The organism is Lacticaseibacillus kribbianus (assembly GCF_020180945.1).
GTDB lineage: Bacteria > Bacillota > Bacilli > Lactobacillales > Lactobacillaceae > Lacticaseibacillus > Lacticaseibacillus kribbianus.
Window position 1 is genome coordinate 1,272,519 of the sequence record NZ_JAIPUL010000001.1, and the last position, 18,124, is coordinate 1,290,642.

General features: G+C 55.4%; 13 protein-coding genes and 1 tRNA gene. 2 read left to right on the top strand and 12 right to left on the bottom strand.

From position 1 onward, the window contains the following. Window positions 1–44: 44 nt before the first annotated feature. The 8 genes from LE416_RS06150 to LE416_RS06185 form a co-directional block, all read right to left on the bottom strand. On the bottom strand, window positions 45–1,577 hold the full coding sequence (locus tag LE416_RS06150) for an oligosaccharide flippase family protein (RefSeq protein WP_225047588.1): 1,533 nt from the start codon (window positions 1,575–1,577) through the stop codon (window positions 45–47). 9 nt (window positions 1,578–1,586) lie between these two features. Next, window positions 1,587–2,402: a hypothetical protein gene (locus LE416_RS06155; RefSeq protein ID WP_225047589.1), complete on the bottom strand. Its 816-nt coding sequence runs from the start codon at window positions 2,400–2,402 to the stop codon at window positions 1,587–1,589. Window positions 2,403–2,593: 191 nt separating this feature from the next. Then, on the bottom strand, window positions 2,594–3,664 hold the full coding sequence (locus LE416_RS06160) for an IS30 family transposase (RefSeq protein ID WP_225047582.1): 1,071 nt from the start codon (window positions 3,662–3,664) through the stop codon (window positions 2,594–2,596). A gap of 151 nt (window positions 3,665–3,815) precedes the next feature. Next, window positions 3,816–4,880 (bottom strand): glycosyltransferase family 4 protein, encoded by a 1,065-nt coding sequence (locus LE416_RS06165; protein WP_225047590.1) that lies wholly within the window; start codon window positions 4,878–4,880, stop codon window positions 3,816–3,818. A 167-nt stretch (window positions 4,881–5,047) separates the two neighbouring features. Continuing rightward, a complete protein-coding gene (locus LE416_RS06170; protein ID WP_225047591.1) occupies window positions 5,048–6,112 on the bottom strand; it encodes a glycosyltransferase family 4 protein in 1,065 nt (354 codons plus the stop codon). After that, window positions 6,105–6,665: an acyltransferase gene (locus tag LE416_RS06175; RefSeq protein WP_225047592.1), complete on the bottom strand. Its 561-nt coding sequence runs from the start codon at window positions 6,663–6,665 to the stop codon at window positions 6,105–6,107. The genes LE416_RS06170 and LE416_RS06175 overlap by 8 nt, the downstream gene beginning before the upstream one ends. Before the next feature lie 17 nt (window positions 6,666–6,682). Then, window positions 6,683–7,942 (bottom strand): glycosyltransferase family 4 protein, encoded by a 1,260-nt coding sequence (locus LE416_RS06180; RefSeq protein ID WP_225047593.1) that lies wholly within the window; start codon window positions 7,940–7,942, stop codon window positions 6,683–6,685. A 94-nt stretch (window positions 7,943–8,036) separates the two neighbouring features. Next, entirely contained in the window at window positions 8,037–8,741 is a 705-nt protein-coding gene (locus tag LE416_RS06185; protein ID WP_225047594.1) for a sugar transferase, read from the bottom strand. An 894-nt stretch (window positions 8,742–9,635) separates the two neighbouring features. Between LE416_RS06185 and LE416_RS06190 the strand changes: the two genes are divergently transcribed. After that, a complete protein-coding gene (locus LE416_RS06190) occupies window positions 9,636–10,901 on the top strand; it encodes an IS1380 family transposase (protein WP_476737495.1) in 1,266 nt (421 codons plus the stop codon). Window positions 10,902–11,430: 529 nt separating this feature from the next. Here the strand turns inward: LE416_RS06190 and LE416_RS06195 are convergent. The 4 genes from LE416_RS06195 to LE416_RS06210 form a co-directional block, all read right to left on the bottom strand. Further along, a complete protein-coding gene (locus LE416_RS06195; RefSeq protein WP_225047596.1) occupies window positions 11,431–12,402 on the bottom strand; it encodes a DUF2785 domain-containing protein in 972 nt (323 codons plus the stop codon). Between the two features lie 13 nt (window positions 12,403–12,415). Continuing rightward, entirely contained in the window at window positions 12,416–12,796 is a 381-nt protein-coding gene (locus LE416_RS06200) for a DUF1694 domain-containing protein (RefSeq protein WP_225047597.1), read from the bottom strand. Window positions 12,797–13,075: 279 nt separating this feature from the next. Then, on the bottom strand, window positions 13,076–15,256 hold the full coding sequence (locus LE416_RS06205; RefSeq protein ID WP_225047598.1) for a helix-hairpin-helix domain-containing protein: 2,181 nt from the start codon (window positions 15,254–15,256) through the stop codon (window positions 13,076–13,078). A gap of 131 nt (window positions 15,257–15,387) precedes the next feature. Next, window positions 15,388–15,461 (bottom strand) — tRNA-Arg (locus LE416_RS06210). Between the two features lie 108 nt (window positions 15,462–15,569). On the opposite strand from LE416_RS06210, the gene LE416_RS06215 reads away from it, so the two are divergent. After that, window positions 15,570–17,957 carry a Xaa-Pro dipeptidyl-peptidase gene (locus tag LE416_RS06215; protein WP_225047599.1) on the top strand — a complete coding sequence of 796 codons (2,388 nt, stop codon included), beginning with the start codon at window positions 15,570–15,572 and terminating at the stop codon, window positions 17,955–17,957. The last annotated feature ends 167 nt before the right edge of the window (window positions 17,958–18,124 follow it).

Sequence of the window (18,124 nt, forward strand, 5' to 3'; positions counted from 1 at the left end):
ATTCCTTCGAACGTATACACAAATAATGTCTAACGTTGACTCCATTATCTTTTTGAGATAATTCTCTTGAAAACGTCAATTAGATATCTAAATTCTGATATCCGCCGAACTCCAAGGAAGGCAACTCCGAGGTACACTACCTCAACCCCAAAGCCGGCCAAAATAAGAGTTGACCACGAACGAATGTTAAGATTCCATAGGTTCAGTGACTGTCGACAGAGTATTGTACATATGACTATAATCGCAGCATACCTAATCTGTCTGTTCAGGTACCGGTGCAAGTAGCGACTTCTAGAATCGCCAAACCGTTTAAACAATGATCGGATATTTAAAACCCAAGTTATCAGTTGACTTATTACTGTTCCTATCAAGACGCCCACATAGCCTACTACAGTTACAAGTATCAGCGAAATCACTAGATTAGTAACCGCCGCAATTACGGATATTCTACGACTAAGGCGGAACTCCCCCAAACCTAACAAGTACTCTCCCAAAGGCCCCAACAAACTACCAAAGTATAAGTCTGCAATCAACAAAATCGGCACCCATAAGGGAAGGACATACTTGGCACTTCCAGTCCAGATCGGAATAAAGTCACTAGAAAGTACCATTACCGGAACCGCAAACGCCCCGATAATACTAAACCGGATGAATGTATAACGTTGCAGAACCTTAAAAACATGATGAGTTGATGAATCTGAGTTTAGCAGGTTACCCACGAGAGGCTGAACGGCACTCATCGCACTGTTCATAAGCCCCTTAAGTGCATTAGTTATGTAGCGGTAGTTCGAAAGAGTGCCCACCACAGATACCCCTAGAAAAATAGAAATTACAACGTTATCTGTAGAAGAGTATACGTACCCCGCAATTTTATTTCCAAGGACTTCTCTTGCGTCTTGGTATAGTGCAACGATATCCTTCTTTAAGCGACCTGGTTTTGTAACTAAGTCACCATATTTTCTCTTGTACAAAAGGTGAATTGCAATCCCGCTAATCAGGGGCTGTAGCACTGCAATAACTAGATAGCCGATATAGTCGGCGAAGAGGATCAGTACGACAATCTCAAGAATTGCCGTCGTGACGTACCCGGCTAAGTCCATCAACATGCTCCAGTGACGTTTCTTATCGGCGTCAAGTAACAGCCTCTGCTCCGACACTAGATAGGATGCTGCAGTCGCAAAAAGCTGAAGGTAAAATGCGGTGTAGACTTTCCCCCAGCCGATTGTTGGATGAGCTATGATCATCGGTAAAAAAAAGCTCAATATAATTCCGAATACGATTATAGCCAGCGAAACAGTTCTAAAAACAGTCCTATACGCCGAAAGAAGTTCCGATATACGTTTAAAATCTCTGTCGATAACTGGCCTGTACAAGCGGTACAACATAGCTGTAGTTATTCCCAAATCTGCCAACGATAACATGCTGACAAGATCAATAAGGACTGAATCTAGGCCAATCACTTCAACGCCGAGCTTCCTTATTAAGAAGGTCCGTACGATAAACTTTAAAACCAGCGTGATTAGTTGAGATGACAGCCCCGTCACGCTTCCTTTTATCGCCGCTTCTACTCGTCCCATAGTATATACTTAACCTCTTCTGATAAGTTTAAGGCCAATGCTCCTAGGCAGTACTCCTAATACGTATTGCTTCAGACACGTACTCAGCTTAGGTATCCGTCCTCGATGAAGGATAATCATCGTAGGATAGTCACGTTTACTTGCATAGCACATTTCACGTCCAGAGTCGTAATACTTCTCCGGCAACTTGCCATATTGCGTTGGATCTGAGAACGTGTGTAGTCCTTGTTTCTTTGCCAAAAGGCTAATGATCGACTGGTCCTCTCTATGCGCCAGAAATACAGTTTTCTGCTCGCTTTCCGAGGAAGGTGGTAACAGAGCCAGTGGATTGCAGCAGTTTTCAAGCCAGGATTTTACGAAATCTATCGACTGTTTGTTCACACGTATCGCTACAAAAGTAGCCATGATCTGTGGCGTGTTTTCAAATCGCCTTCCCTCACAACCAAGCTCTCTAAAGGTTTCCTTCTTTGTAAATTGTTTTTCAATTAAGGGAGTACGTGTAAGCCAGATATCTTCGTGTTTCAGAATGTTAACTACCCGGTCAATTTTTCTGATAAAAAAAGACCCTGAGTCTGCATAGAACAACAGATCTCCTTCATCTAGCTTCCTGGCTTCTTTGAGAATGATGTATGGTTTCCAAAGCCACATTCCTGCGCCACGAGACTTTTCTAATATCTCTTTATTCTCATCGAAAAACGCGTTATCAATATCACTCGGCGAATACTCAACGACTTTATCAAAACCTGCAACATGGATTCCCGTCCACGAGTTGAGCGCACGAGTCTTCTCGTAAGCGGCACTCGCATAGTTAATTAATACTTTCAAGACTACCCTCCTTTTTCAAGGTCATTATGCGCAGCAAGAATATTGCTTTTTAGAAACTTCCCGAAATATTCTGTCAATACCCCGATCTATACACCAAAGAGGCTACTTTTTAAATCCGCGAATTGCAAGAACAAGTTAGCCACCCGGCCCAATCCCGAGTGTGACAGCCTGTTATCTATGAAGTTGGTGGGTTAGCCGGCGGTGGCTGCCTTGGCGGCCCGGCGCCGGACCCGATTAGATTCGGCATTGAACCGTTCTGTGGGGGTCTGGTACTTCAGGATGAGTCGTGGGAGGTCGTTGATCTTGCGCGCGGACTCCGCCACGTCCTGTGGGCTTACGGTATCCAGAGACATACCTTTGGGGAAGTCTCGCCGGAGCATTCGGTTGTGGGCTTCGTTGGTGCCGCGCTCGCTGGAGCGATATGGATGGGCGTAGTAGACGTCGGCCACACCATCGAGTACGCGCGATAGATCTGCGAACTCCGAGCCATTGTCCGCCGTGATGGTCTTGATGACGTCACCATGGTCCTTGACGATTGTGCGCATGGCATGGTTGACCGAGTCCGCATCACGGCTATCAATCAGGCGCACGAACTGGAAGCGAGTCTTGCGCTCAATGAGCGTCATCAGTACACTCTCCTGGCCATTGCGTTTACCGACCACGGTGTCTAGCTCGAAATTACCGAACTCTCTGCGAGTGTCAACGCGCTTTGGCCTGTCGTCAATACTGCGCCCCGTCAACATACGCTTGAACTTGTGGTTGGCCTTGTGCTTCACGCGCCGACCCGTCTTCTCAAGCAAATCGATGTTCCTCACTTCCAACAGTTGCGCCTCAATGTAGTTGTAGAGCGTCGCCGTGCAGACCATCTCGTCGGGCAAGTACAACCCCGCAGTCTTGGCCCGGCCGACCGCCGCGTCAGGTGACCACCCATCCTCGCGAAAGTGGGTCGTGAAGTAGGCGATGAAGTCCTGGACCTTCTCGAGCTTACGCGGGCGATGGCTGAGTTGGCGGTTATCCTGATAGCGTATCGGTGCTGTTTCAGGGCTGTACACGCGGTAGTACCTCAGCTTGCCGTTAACCTTCTTAACCTGGTCGATCTGACCGCGAGAGAGCTCGTTAGCGATGGTCTGACGATTGATGCCAAGGAGCGTGGCAATCTGGCGGTTAGACTCGCCGCGGGCGTGGAGGGCAGCAATTTCTCCTCGCTCAAGCAATGTTAGGTGGTGACCTTTGGTGTGGGACGTGATAAGCTGATCTTGCATCAAGACATCCTTCTCTCATTGATTGTGTGGTAGCTTCAATGATAACAGGACTTTTGTCTTGGTGTTTTTTTATCGCCCGAATTTTGGAGCGAGGGTGGCTAACTTGATTCTAAAACGCGGGGCTTTCTTTCGTTGCTTAGGCTCACAATCTTTAATTGATCATTTCCCGAAAAAGGTTGTGATAAGCGTCTGCAAATTTTTCTGGTGAAAGGCGTCCCCGATATGAGAGATATTTTGAATCAGCCTCAAACGGCGTTCTTAGCGCACGCTCCAGTATCTCAGCCAAATTTTCACTGTTCTCCGCTTCGAAGACGGAGCCCAGATGATTATCTCTTATTATCTGCCCCAAGCTGCCGTGACTTGGTCCAATTATCTGATTCATCCCAAGTACCCCAAGACCTAACGGGCCACTGGCTCCATCAAACACCTTACGGTAGGGAAGCACGATTATATCAGCAATATTCACCAGATCTGAGATCTCGTGCTCTGAAAGGTAACGAAGCTGTAGCCTTACGCTATCCGAATATAAACTAGATTCTTCATCAATTTGTTTGCGCTTAATGTCCGACTCTTGACCCGCAACTATTAAGGTGAAGTTTTCTTTTATGTTCTGCAGAGCAACTAACAGTATATCGAGTCCCTTGTCATATCGAGTTCCTCCCAATGCGAGCAGCACTTTATCTTTATCCTGGATGCTTGATTGATGGCGAATATTACGACGTTGCTCATCGTCGAGCTCACTAATCGATTCAAATACTGGATAAGTAACCTCAGTACAGTTTGAGATTCCGCACTGTTTTAAGTACAGACGCAAAGATTTCGTGTGGACAACCCCGATATTCAATTTTTTAAACAACCGCTTAATACTAACTTTCCTCAAAAAGGAATATCGAATCTGATGGAAAGTTGCGATAAGTTTAAAATCACTTAATCGGCCCAAACCAAGACCAAAAAATCTGTACATGACATCGCCATAAACAAAATGAATGATTTGGTAATTACCGTTCTTAGCAATTTTCCTTACGGACTCAATCCAGCTAAGATACCCACGAAGACTCCTAACATTCTCACGAACAACAAACTGATCTATACCCGCCAACTCAGGAACACTTTCGGGAATGACCACACTGCACCGATTTTTTTCGCGATACGCTAGCGCCTTAATATAAGGCAGATGATGCCCATCGATACTCGTATCAACATAAAGAATTTTCATCTCCTACACCCTTCTGCTCTCATGCATGCTTACTATCCTGTACCTAGATGCGCCTACCATTATCCTGCGTAAAACGAAGTATCTGCTATGTCGTTTTTTGAATTCTATCCGACTAGACTTCATGTCGTATGTTTTCGCCTTAACGTGCATAGACCACCCATAAGGAATCAAGTAAATTGCTTGCTAAAAATCGATAGCACCTTGCTCACGTACCTTTCCTCTGAAAAGTTGTGCGATACTGTATCAAAATTCACTTTTGCCGTTTTCTCAAAATCTACTCTGCTCATACGCGACAAAAGTCTTTCCTTCGAATAACCCGCCTGAAGAACAATTCCATTAACACCGTCCTCGACTATATCAGGAATGCCCGCATGATTCGTTGTAATTATGACGTTCCCATTCCCCATAGCCTCGAGTATACTAATAGGCTGACCCTCCTTCGGGTATCTGGTAGGTAAGATAAAGAAGGTAGCTTTCCTTAGTAAAGTTCGCTTGGTTTCACCTGATACGGTTCCGTGATACATCACACTACTCTCAAGTTTGTTATCTTGAATGAATTTAAAAAATTCAATCTTTTCGTTCTTATCAAAAAAGGCACCTGCGAAATCAAACACATAGCTTCCTCGATCTCTATCAAGTAAAGCTAACTCTAGAACATCATGATAGCCTTTGGAGCGAATCATATTTGAGAGATAAAGAATGTGCTGCGCACGTTTTGATGTGCAACTAAGTTTGCATTTGAGCTCTTCATCACTCATTCGATATTCATCATCGACACAGTTCTCAACGACAAATATTTTAAGTGGGTCAATCATTCCCATGAACAGCGGCTTGAGCGACTCTCCCAAAACAATCACACCGTTCAGCCGCTTCACTAGCGCATAGTTCAACGCTCTTTGCCAATGGTCAACGTCCGTATCAACTAATTTTCGATAGTAGCCACCGTGAAGGTGAATCAAGCACGGTTTATGTTTTATCAAAATCAGCCCCATCAAAATCAGATCGCGCAGATTGCCCATCTTTGTTTGGCTGATTGTCAGATAGTATAGATCAGAGCGGCTGAACAAGAGCCTTATTAGGTTAAGTAGAAAAAATCTATTATTCGTCAGGCTAAGCTTAGAAAATTCAAATTGGGTATTTAAGTCAGAATTATATAGAGTCGCAATTGCCTTAGATAACCCGTGAATTGGGGGTGGAAATTGTCCGAGAAAGCAAACCCTCTTCTTACTCATTAACGTTACTCCTGATTACGCGTCCTGGATTCCCCACAATCACACTTCCTGCCTCGAACTGCCCACTCACGACCGTTCCGGCACCAACCACACACCCTTCCCCCAACTCAGTACCCTTGAGGATCAGGGCATTGCAACCAATGAAGCAGTTCTTGCCAACGTGGATCGGGCGCGTCCCGATTCTACGCGTATCATTAGCCAGCCTGGCCTCAATCTCAACGGGATGGAAGTCGTTATCGAGGATCTTCACATTCCCGCCAATCAGCGTCCCCTCGCCGATTGTAATCTCCTCGCGGGCATAAATCGTCGCACCGGAAATCCCGACGTGGTTACCGATTACGATTCTTGCGTTTGCCGTCCGTGTCACAATGATTGTCCGCGAGTACAACCCGACCAGGTTCGATAGGAATGAGCTCTTGATCATCACATCGTCACCGATGTTCAGCGTGGCGCCTTTCTGGTTGAAGATCACGGGCACACCCTTGAGCGTGACGCGCTTGCCGATCTTCACTTTGGTCAGACGCATCACGCCTTTGAACCAATTACTGTTCATTGTGTGCTCCTCCTCACTTATAGATTGACGATCTGGTCGCGGTAGCCCTGAACCGAGACCGTCTTGGTCAGCCCCGTCTCCAGCATCTGTCGACTGCGTTGCCCCATCTCCGCCAGCTCCGCGGGATGCGCCAGTAGCGTCGTGATGTTCTCCGCCACCTGCGTGTAATCCCCAGGCGTCGCAAGATAGCCGCCATTGTGTTCGCGGATCAATCGCTCCACTTCAGCCCCTTGCTCCAGCACCCCGAGCACCGGCTTCCCAGCAGCGGCGATGCCGTAGAACTTGCTTGGGCAGCTGACACCCTTGATGCCCTTGGCGTTGACGCACCAGTGCACATCGGCGGCATTGAGGCTGTAGATCAGGTCTTCTTTGGGCTGGTACGGAATGAAGGTCACGTTCTGCATGTCGTGTGCCGCCACGTAGTCCTTCAGCGTCTGCAACACGGAGCCGGCACCGATGAAGGCGAAGACCACCTCGCGACCATCCGCGGCCTTGGTCCCGGCAGGAAACTTGGCGATCACCTTGATCAGGTTCTCGAGGTCGTAGTACAACCCGATGTTGCCAGAATACATGATAATGAACTTGCCGTCTAATCCATACTGCTGCTTGAAGGCGACCACATGCGGCTCGTCTGCCGGCAGCGGGCGGATCGCCTGCTCGTCGATCCAGTTGTTGATCATCGCCACTTTCGGCGCCTTGCCCGGCTTGAAGCGGCCCCGCAGCGTCTCCACCAGGTCGCGGCCGACAGTGATCACGAGGTCGCTTTGGCGGCAGCTGAACTTGTCGAGCGCCATCATCAGGCGCAGGACCAGCCGGTTTTGACTGTAGCCCACGGCCATGGTCTGCTCCGGGTTGAAGTCCTGAATATTATAGATGAACTTGGCGCGGCGCACCCACTTGCCCCACACCCCGAGCAGCCCGCCGAGGATCGGTGGCTGTGAGATGGAGAAGACGTAATCCTGGTGCCCCACCTTGAAGGTCGCGGCCATCGCGCCGAAGAAGTAGGCGAGGATGTTGCGGATGCGTGAGCGCTTGTTCTGCTTGCTGAAGGCCGGCACGCGGATGCGCAGAACCTTGATGCCGTTGATCGTCTCGCGATAGTACTTCTGCGTCTGGTACGCCGGCGCGACAGTGCCGGAGTACGACGGGACCACACAGATCACGGTGATATCGAAGGTGTCGCGCATCCCCTCAGCCAGCTCTTGGAGGAGCTGGCCGGTCGAGGCGACGTCCGGGGTGTAGTAGTGGGCATAGATCAATAGTCGAGGCTTGGTCATTCAATTACTCCATTTCAAAAATATCCGCAAATGCAACAAGAAGCCTGGCCAGGCTGCCCGCCTGATCCAGACCTCCCCCATCAGTCTTCGTGCTTCAGATCCCCGTCGCCTTGAACACGATCGCCACGGTGCGCCCAACGATCTGCAGGTCATTCCAGACCCCGCGGTGCTCGATGTAGTCGAGGTCCAGCTCCACCATCTCGTGGAAGCCAACATGGTTGCGGTCCCCGACCTGCCACAGGCCGGTGCAGCCTGGCTTCACTGCCAACCGCTGCATGTCGTACTCGGTGTACTCGGCGACCTCCCGCTGCAGCGGCGGGCGCGGCCCGACCAGGCTCATGTCGCCGCACAGCACGTTCCAGAGCTGCGGCAGCTCATCGAGGCTGGTGCGACGGATGAACTTGCCGATCTCCGTGACGCGCGGGTCGTCCTTGATCTTGAACATCGCGCCTTCGACCTCGTTGCGGTCGAGCAGCGCCTTCAGCCGGGCCTCGGCGTCGACGCACATGGAGCGGAATTTGTACATGCGAAACTCCCGCCCGTCTTGACCGACGCGTGGTTGACTGAAGAAGACCGGTCCGTGGTCGTCCTGCTTGATCATGATTGCCAGGATCGCGAAAACAGGCGACAGCACGATCAGCCCCGCCGCGCTGGCCACGATATCGAAGGCGCGCTTGGCGAAGCGGTAACCGTACTGCCGCTCTAATAAGTCCACATTAATACGCGTGGCACTGTGCCCATCCTGGTGCAGCTCAGGATCAGGCACAGCCGGCGCGGTGGTGACGTGCTGACTTTGCATATGTAAGTTCTCCCCTAAAAATGGCTACGGATTCCCCAATCCGTAGTCGTTCCCCGATAATCGTCTATGCGTTTAACTTTATGAAACGTCTATCCCTATCATAATTGATAACAATTCAAAGTCAATCGACTTTTATGGGATTTCGTTAAGTTTCTTAAGGCCACTTAAAGAATGTGAAAAGCCAATCTTGAATATCGACTTTCACGGTGCGTTGTGATGCGGGTTATCCGAAGTATTTTTGCGATGAAAACGGACGGTGCAACTTCAGTAGACCGTATTCGTCCAGGCGAACGTGACCCGTTTCACGTGAAAACAAGCCCTCATATAAGTTGAGGTAAGAATAGCGAGTTAGCGGCGTTTCAGCAGAGCTAAAAACGTCGAAAATCAACGAAAACACTTTGAAGTGTGCCATCTCTGTGCCACAACTTCATCCAAGGATACCTTATCGGCGGTCATCTAAAACATGGATGATTGCCGTTTCTATCTCACCACTTTGCCGCGCGCGCCGTGCAGCGCGAAAGGCGCAAGCGCGAGCAAAGGGCGGTCGGCGTCAGCCGGCCGCCCATACCCCCAGTACTCTAACAGGGGGGTACTAAATACAACCAGATTGCCCGAACACAAGGTAGAGACACTTACGCAACGGCGTTTCTGAATATACTACGAAAATGTGGATGGCACACCCAATCCACCATTTCATCAAATATAAACCTGGATTATTCATAGAATTTCAAAAAAGCAGCGCAATCCCATGATTCACACGGGACTGCGCTGCTTTGGTGTTTCACCCATTGGGTGCGCCTATATGCTAAGGTTGAGTCGACAAAAACCATCACGAAAGCGAGGCTTCACACCATCTCAACTTTAACCAGCTTATCCCTGCAATGCAATACCAATGTGACTGTGACCGCCGACGGCGGTCAACTTTCAAATGACGCCGGGCTCGTTTTGTTCCAAGAGTTTCTTCATCGTATCAACTTTAGGCAACTTGCCAATCAGTGCCTCAAGTTACCAGACCAACGACGATTCTGGAAGGCCTCGATGATCGACATCTTCTTGGAAAAATTGTTGCTCGACGTTGCCGGGTATTTACATGACAGTAGTGCCAATGACTGGCAACGTGATCCCGTACTGGCGGCCACCTTGGGTAGCTCTCGGCTAGTCTCACAGCCCTCACTTTCACGGTTTTTCAAGCGCCTTGAAGACGCCGACCTAGATGACTTTCGGAAGCTTATCTGGCAAGTAGCCGCCTTGGCTTTCCGTCTTAGTGGTCAATCCCGCTTCGTGCTGGATATAGACTCAACGCATTGTGATACTTTCGGTAATCAAGAACGGTCCGCCTTCAACGCTCACTATATGGCCTATGGATATCACCCTCAGGTTGTATTTGATCAAGAGTCCGGGTTGCTCTTAGACGCCTTGATGCGCCCTGGCAATGAGTACACCGGCAAGGAAGCCGATAAGTTCGTCGAGACAACTTTTTCGCGCCTATCGGCGCTCCCTCAAAGCACCAGCGTCATCATTCGAGGCGATTCGGGGTTTGCTGCGCCAAAATTTTACGAGATGTGCGACACACATGGCGTCGACTTTTTGGTTCGACTCAAGGCAAATTCAAAGCTTGGGAAGCTGGCAGAAACGGCCTTAGTGGATTGCCCTCCAAAATATGAAGAGAGCAAATGCGTCTACCACGAATTCAAGTATCAGGCCGCGTCATGGGGTAAAGCTCACCGTGTTATCGTATGTTCTACTCATACGGCAGATGAGCTAGTTCCCTGGAACCACGCATTCGTAGTGACCAGCCTGGCCTCCGAGGCTCCAGAGACTTTGTTCAAGACCTATAGACAGCGGGGCAATGCTGAGAACCAAATTAAGGAGCTGAAATGCGGGTTTGGCTTTGACAAAACAGACAGCTCAACTTTTGCACGGAACACTGCACGAGCCTTGATCACCGGTATTGCCTATAACCTGGTTCAGCTCTTTAAACAGCTCTTTGTCTCGGAAGACCGTCGTTCAACCATCTCCTCGCTACGGTTCAGTCTCTTTCACATCGCCGGTAGGATTACTTGGCACGCCCGTCGTGTGGTGATTCATCTTGCTTCTAACTATGTTTACAAGAACTGGTTTAGTCGGCTCATGGACGAAGTCCATCAGTTGGCGACCTGAACTGAATAACTGAATAGGTCGTGCGTCGAGCCGAAAACTGGGTCGGTCTGTTCGTGGTGCATCGATCACCAACTTCTCCGCTCAGTCAGTATTCGCAACGCTCCAAACGTTGCTTTCAGACCGGCCAGATGCGATTTCATGTCCCAAATACCGAGGTGAATAATCCAGGGTTTATATTATACTGAAAGTTATTCTTCCTGACTACTTTTCCTCATTTGTTATTGATTTAACAAACCCTGATAATTATTGTTATTAATTTGAACAAATGTGAATATCATGGCAGGAGCGCTTACCACTCCCGGAAGACTCATCAGCCTTATCATGACAGCCCTTATTCCGCCGGTGCACCGCCATTTATTTATTTTGTTGTGTTAACGCCGTCCCGGGTCTCCTCTTCCAGATGGCGAACCTGATGCGTTGGTCTCACGAAAAATATCTGTAATCCTCACCCCGGTGCCAGCAGTTTGTGAAAAAAAAGCGAACAAAAGCGGCCGCGTCTTGGTCGACGCGGCCGCTCCCTTGGTCCGATTCAGTACAAGTCGATGATTTTCTGCAGATAATCCACGACCACCTTGGGCAGGTCGGCGCGCATCAACAGCGCCTCGAGCAGCCGGCTGCGGTTGTACCAGCGGTTCCAAAAGGCCACGGAATCCTGCGGGCGCAGGTCCTTCAGCCGGGCCTGCCAGGCGGTCAGGCACAGTACCTGCGACTCGGCGAAGAACTGGTGCTTGGCCGCCAGGTTGACCAGGTAGCCGGCGACGCGCTGATCCTCGCCGAACGCCAGCGAGTAGGTGTTGCGCTGCCAGCCCTCGAACACCGCGGCCATCAGCAGCACCTTTTCCCCGCGGGTCAACACGGGCACCGCGGTGAGCTCGTCGGCCAAGTTGCCGATGTGGGTGTAGGCGTGGGCCCAGCCGGCGCCCTCGACGAAGCCGCGGCCGTCCTGCTCGAGCGCCACGTAGCTGACCAGGTTCAACAGCAGCAGCCGGTAGTCGGCCTGGCTCAGCGCGTGGTAGCGGTTCTGGTCGGCGTACACCAGCCCCGACAGCAGCATCACCGAGAAGCTGCGGGCGAACACGCCGGAGTTCTCCGGTTCCAGAATGTGGGAGAACATGAGCTCCGGCCCCTGCAGCTGGTGGAACAGCCACTCAACCTGCGGCTGCGTGAACGCGTCGGCCTGGAACAGGTCGGAGATCAGGAAGAAGACCCCCTTGTCGCGCACCGCGGGGTTGCGTGACGCGAGGTGGTCGAGCAAAAAGCGCAGCTCGTCGTCTGAAACATCCGGATGCTTGCTGTTTTTGATGCGCATGCCGATGGTGTGAATCCGCGCCAGCGCGCGGACGTCGTCGCTCGGCAGGATCAAAGGCGTCGGCTGGCTGCGCCGCACCCCGTTCATGATGTCGGCCAAAGCGGCCGGCAGCTTGGTGAACACCTTCCCGGCCAGCAGGCTGTTGCGCAGGTCCTGGATCTGCGCCTTGACGCGTGCAAGTTCTTCGTTCATTGGGTCTCCTTTGTCAGATCAGAATCGGGCGGCTGATTTTCTCCGTCGGATGCGCGAGCACCCAGCCGAAGTCGTCGGCGGAGGCGTCGCGCTGCACCCGCATCCCCGTTTGCGCCATCACGGTGAACGGGTAATCGTGCGCGAGCGCCTGCTTCATGTAGGCGTTGATCATCGCGGGCGTCATCCGCCCGTTCAGGTACACCCGGTAGCCGGGGTAGCGGGCCAAAACGGAATCCAGCAGCGCGACGATGCGCGGGTCGTGGAGCTGGCGGATGGTCACCGCCATGGCGACGCGCTCCCGGAAGTTGCCCAGAAACGCGCGCTTCTCGTCGGGATGCAGCGTCGGCACCCCGAGCGCCTTGGTCTTGATAAAGTCGTTCAGCGATTCCGTCATTCGCCCGCCCTCCTTCGTGTTGACTCCATGATACCACACGTGGCCAGACCCAAGCCGCGACGGCGGATCGGTGCCGGTGCCAGGCGAATGCGCCCAATCGCAGCGGGCACCAAGGCCAGTCGCGTCAGACGCCGAGGCTGGTCGAACCCGGGGTCGTGGCACGTCGCATCAGGCGTCGCGGCTAGTCGAATCAGGATTCGAGGTCGAGCGAGCCGGGGGGCGAGGCGGCCCGGGCCAAACGCTGAGGTTGGCCAGACCGGGCGCCAACCCGGGCTCGGCTCAGCGGCCGGCCCGCTTGCTCGGGTCGATCATAGTCAGCTGGATGCGCTCGCGGTCAGGGTCGACGGCCTTCACCCAGACGGTCACGATCTCGCCCACCGCCACCATGCGGTACGGGTCGCGGTTTTCCCCCGCCACCATCTGCGTGCGGTGCACCAGCCCGTCGTGCTTGACGCCGATGTCGACGAAGGCGCCGAAGTCCACGACGTTGCGCACGGTGCCGGACAGCTCCATGCCGGGCTTGAGGTCAGCCAGCGTGGTGACATCGCGGCGCAACAGCGGCGCTGGCATGCCGTCGCGCTCGTCGCGGCCGGGGTGCTCTAGGCTTGACACAATGTCTTGGGCGGTCGCGGCGCCAAGCCCCGTTGCGATCAGCGGCGCCAGGTCGACGGCGGCCAGCGCCTGCTTGGCGGCCGGCGTGGCGAGCGCCGTGGCCGCGACCCCGGCGGTGGCCAGGATGCGCTTGGCCGCCGGATAGCTTTCGGGGTGGATGTCGGTGTTGTCCAGCGGCTCGCGGCCGTCGACGATGCGCAGGAAGCCGACCGCCTGCTCGAAGGCCTTGGGGCCCAGGCGCGGCACCTTTTTGAGCGCGGCGCGACTCGAAAAGCGCCCGTTGGCCTCGCGGTAGGTCACGATGTTGCCCGCGACCGTGGCCGACAGCCCCGAGATGCGGGTCAACAGCGCGGCGCTTGCGGTGTTCAGGTTCACGCCGACGCGATTGACGGCGCGCTCGACCACCACATCGACGGCGGTCGCGAGGTCCTTTTCCGGCAAATCGTGCTGGTACTGGCCGACGCCAACCGCGGTCGGGTCGATCTTGACCTGCTCGGCCAAAGGATCCTGCAGGCGCCGGGCGATGCTGATGGCGCTGCGCTGCTCGACGTGCAGTTGCGGGAACTCGGCGCGCGCCGCGGCGCTGGCCGAGTAAACGGACGCGCCGGCCTCGTTAACGATGACGTAATCGACCGGCCGCTCCAGCTCGCGCAGGACCGAGGCGACGAACTGCTCGGACTCGCGGCTGGCCGTGCCGTTGCCGATGGCGATGGTGTCGACGCCGTAGCGCGCAATCAGCGCGCGCAGCTCACCGGCCGCGGCGTGGCGCTTGGCCTCGCTGGCTGGCTTGTGCGGGTAGATCACCGCCACGTCCAGCAGCTTGCCGCTCGGGTCCACCACCGCGAGCTTGCAGCCGGTGCGGTACGCCGGGTCGAACCCGAGCACCACGCGCCCGCGCAGCGGTGCCTGCATCAGCAGGTTGTACAGGTTTTGGCCGAACACCTGAATCGAGCGGGTAGCGGCGGCCTCGGTCAGGTTGGCCCGCGCCTCCCGTGCGATGGCCCGGGCGACGAAGCGCTTGTAGCCGTCCTCGTACGCGGCGGCGATGAACGCCGTCGCCGGCGACTTGGGCCGCTTACCCAGCAGGCGGAAACGGCAGAAGTTCAGGATTTCGGCCGGATCCACGGTCACCTTCACGGTCAGGATTTTCTCCTTTTCCCCGCGGTTGATGGCCAGCGTCTGCGTCGCGCTGATCTGGCGCAGCGGCGCCTTGAAGTCGTAGTAGTGGCGGTAGGTGCCGAGCTGGTCTTCGGCCTCCGCCTTGGGCCTCACGGCGGATTCCAGCATCCCGCGGCGCGCGGTCGTGCGCCGGGCGAAGTTGCGAATGGCGGCGTCCTCGCTGAAGGCCTCCGCGAGAATCTCGTGGGCGCCGGCCAGGGCCGCCGCGACATCCGGCACGCCGCGGCCGACGTAGCGGTGCGCGGTGCGCTCAAGCGCGCCGGCCGGGAAGCTTCTGATCCACTGGGCAAGCGGCAAGAGCCCCGCCGCCTGGGCCTTGGCCGCCAGCGTCTGGCGTTTTTGCTTGTAAGGCAGGTAGAGGTCCTCGACGTCCTGCAAGGTCTCCGCCGCGGCCAGCTTCGCGCTCAGCCCCGGCGTCAGCTTGCCCTGCGCCTCGATTGCCTTGCCCACCGTCGCCTTGCGCGCGGTCAACGCCTCAACGTGCTGGGCCGCTTCGGCAATCGCCTCCAGCTGCACCTCGTCGAGGCTGCCGGTGGCCTCCTTGCGGTAGCGCGCGATAAACGGCACCGTGTTGCCCGCGTCCATCATGGTCAAAACGGTGCCAATCTGGCGCTCGCTGACGCCCGGCACCTCCTTGTGCACAAGCCTTACCGTCTGGTCTTCGCTCATTGTGGGTCCACCTTTCTCACTTTACGTCCTACCATACTCGCCATGCCCGGATTTGGCCAATCTGGCCGCCGCACAAGCGGCCGGGTGTCACCGTTTTTGAACAAAAAAAGCCCGGGCTGCGGGCTTACAAGTGTGCCAGGCGGGATTCGAACCCGCGACCGATGGTTTAGAAGACCATTGCTCTATCCGACTGAGCTACTGGCACCTAATCGAACTTAATTATTATAAGGATAGGACTCAGGAGAGTCAACGCTTGAAAGGCGCGGCCGACTTGTTTACACTTGAATCATTATAAGACATAGGAGTGATCTCATTGAAACTTAATCAGTTCGCACGCCTGACGCCGGATGCCGCGACGCAGCTGCAGGAACTTCAGAACCTCGGCTTCGCCACGGACCCGGCGCTCGGCCTTGCGAAGCTGGCGCGCACCGACTTCGCCCTGCTTTTCCCTGAGGCCCGCACGGCGACCACCAAGGCGCAACAGCTTTCCGGGATCGCCATCGACGACCACCGCACCTTGCTGGACCTGCTGCAGCCCGGTCTGACCGTCATCACGCGCCAGGAGTTCTACGCCGCGGCGCTTCAGCTGCTGGGTTTTGAGGGTCTCACCGACTTCAAGCTCGAGGACCCGCTGAGCTTCGCCGCCGCCACCAAGCTGCCGGTGGTCGATGAAGACATCGCCACGCCGCAGCAGTTTCTCGCCGCCCTGTACCTGCTGTTGACCACCCGCACCAAGCACCTGGTCAACTACCTGGACGCGCTGGCCACCCGCGGCTTTTTCAAGGACTTCCAGGGCGACACGCCGCGGTTCCTGTTCTTCAACGGCAAGGCGCAAAACGTGTTCGATCCGCGCCGCATTCACCGCGAGGTGGTCTGGATCGAATCCGACCTCGACACCGACGGCGACGGGCAGCGCGATCTGCTCGAGGCGACGATTTTCCGCCCGCTTGAAACCGACGCCGGGCTCCGCGTGCCGGTGCTCTTCACCGCCAACCCCTACTTCCACGGCACCAACGACGTGGACTGGATCACCCACAAGCCGAGCGACGCGGTGGCGGTCAAGACCCACTCGCGGACGCTTGAGGAGGTCACGGCCAAGCCGGAGCCGCAGCCGGCACTGCCACACCGCGAGGTCAAGGGCGAGCGCCAGACGGCCGAGGTCTACGGCGACGAGGACGGCATCTACCCGCTGAACGACTACTTCCTGGCCCGCGGGTTCGCCACCGTCTACTCCGCCGGCATCGGCACCCGCGGCTCCGATGGTGTCCGCGAAACCGGCGGCCCCGGCGAAACGGCCAGCGCCGTCGCCGTGATCGAGTGGCTGACCGGCGCCCGCCGCGCGTTCACCAACCGCACCGACAACATTGAGATCAAGGCCTGGTGGAGCAACGGCAAGGTCGCGATGACCGGCAAGTCCTACCTCGGCACCCTGGCCGTGGCTGCCGCCACGTCCGGCGTCGAAGGCCTCAAGACCGTCATCTCCGAGTCCGCGATCTCCAGCTGGTACGACTACTACCGTGAAAACGGCCTGGTGGTTGCGCCGGGCGGCTTCCAGGGCGAGGACGCCGACGTCCTGGCCGTCGACACCTACTCGCGCCAGAAGAACACCGGCGACTACCTGAAGATGAAGCCGACCTGGGACAAGGCGCTGGCCGCCATCACCCGGGACCAGGACCGCACCACCGGCGACTACACCGCCTGGTGGGACGCGCGCAACTACCGCAACGACCTGGCCAACATCACCTGCGACGTCGTGTCGACCCACGGCCTCAACGACTGGAACGTCAAGCCCAAGAACGTGATCAAGCTCTGGGACGGCCTGCGCGACCTGCCAATCAACAAGAAGTTGATTTTGCACCAAGGCCAGCACGTCTACGTCAACAACATCCTGTCCCTGGACTTCACCGACATGATGAACCTGTGGCTGTCCTACGAGCTGCTGGACGTGCAAAACGGCGCGCCGGAGCTGCTGCCGAACGTCCTGGTTCAAGACAACGTCGAGGAGCAAACTTGGCACGCGTACGAGGACTTCGGCGCGGGCGCCGGCCACACCGAAAAGACGCTGAACCTCGCCGAGGACTTCACCGCCGACCGCGCCAGCTTCGCCGACACCGCGACGCAGACGTTCAACGCGCACCACGAGACCTCGGACTCCTACGAGCTCGAGATCGTGAAGCCGGACAGCTTCTACAACACCAGCCGTCTGTGGCTGGACCTGCCCCATTTTGCCGACACCGTGACGCTTGAGGGCACCCCGCACATCCACCTGCGCCTGTGGATCGACCAGCCGACCGCGATTCTCTCCGTGCGCCTGGTCGACGCCGGCGAGGCCCAGCGCTTCGGCGCCACCGCCAAGCTGGTCGAAGGCGCCGGCTACAAGCTCGGCTACGACTACAAGGCGACCAACATCCTGGAGTTCGCTAAGGTCGCCCCGACCGCCAGCAAGCTGATCACCTTCGGCCACGCGAACGTGCAAAACCAGCACAACGCGTACGAAAACGTGCCGGTGGTGCCGGGTGAGCCGTTCGACATCGACTTCGAGCTGCAGCCGACGCACCTGACCCTGCCGGCCGACCGCCACCTGGCGCTGATCATCCACGGTGCCGACATGGCCCAGACCCACCGCCCGGTTGCCGTCACCAACTACCACGTCGACCTCGACCAGAGCTTCCTGACGCTGCCACTGCGCACGCAGGACTAACCGTAAGATACAAAACTGCCGCTTCGGTTGCGTAACCGAGGCGGCAGTTTTTGGGTCTATCGGGGGCGGCGCCGCTTGAGGTTGGTCGGCCGGCGAGCAGTGTCGTCGCTCGCTTGGTGCTCACTCGGCGTGAAACCCGTGGTGCTCAGCGCGGTGCTGCCACAGGG

Coding starts and splice junctions, on each gene's coding strand:
- LE416_RS06150 (WP_225047588.1), bottom strand. CDS start 1,577: ATGGGACGAGTAGAAGCGGCGATAAAAGGAAGCGTGACGGGGCTGTCA.
- LE416_RS06160 (WP_225047582.1), bottom strand. CDS start 3,664: ATGCAAGATCAGCTTATCACGTCCCACACCAAAGGTCACCACCTAACA.
- LE416_RS06165 (WP_225047590.1), bottom strand. CDS start 4,880: ATGAAAATTCTTTATGTTGATACGAGTATCGATGGGCATCATCTGCCT.
- LE416_RS06170 (WP_225047591.1), bottom strand. CDS start 6,112: ATGAGTAAGAAGAGGGTTTGCTTTCTCGGACAATTTCCACCCCCAATT.
- LE416_RS06175 (WP_225047592.1), bottom strand. CDS start 6,665: ATGAACAGTAATTGGTTCAAAGGCGTGATGCGTCTGACCAAAGTGAAG.
- LE416_RS06180 (WP_225047593.1), bottom strand. CDS start 7,942: ATGACCAAGCCTCGACTATTGATCTATGCCCACTACTACACCCCGGAC.
- LE416_RS06185 (WP_225047594.1), bottom strand. CDS start 8,741: ATGCAAAGTCAGCACGTCACCACCGCGCCGGCTGTGCCTGATCCTGAG.
- LE416_RS06195 (WP_225047596.1), bottom strand. CDS start 12,402: ATGAACGAAGAACTTGCACGCGTCAAGGCGCAGATCCAGGACCTGCGC.
- LE416_RS06200 (WP_225047597.1), bottom strand. CDS start 12,796: ATGACGGAATCGCTGAACGACTTTATCAAGACCAAGGCGCTCGGGGTG.
- LE416_RS06205 (WP_225047598.1), bottom strand. CDS start 15,256: ATGAGCGAAGACCAGACGGTAAGGCTTGTGCACAAGGAGGTGCCGGGC.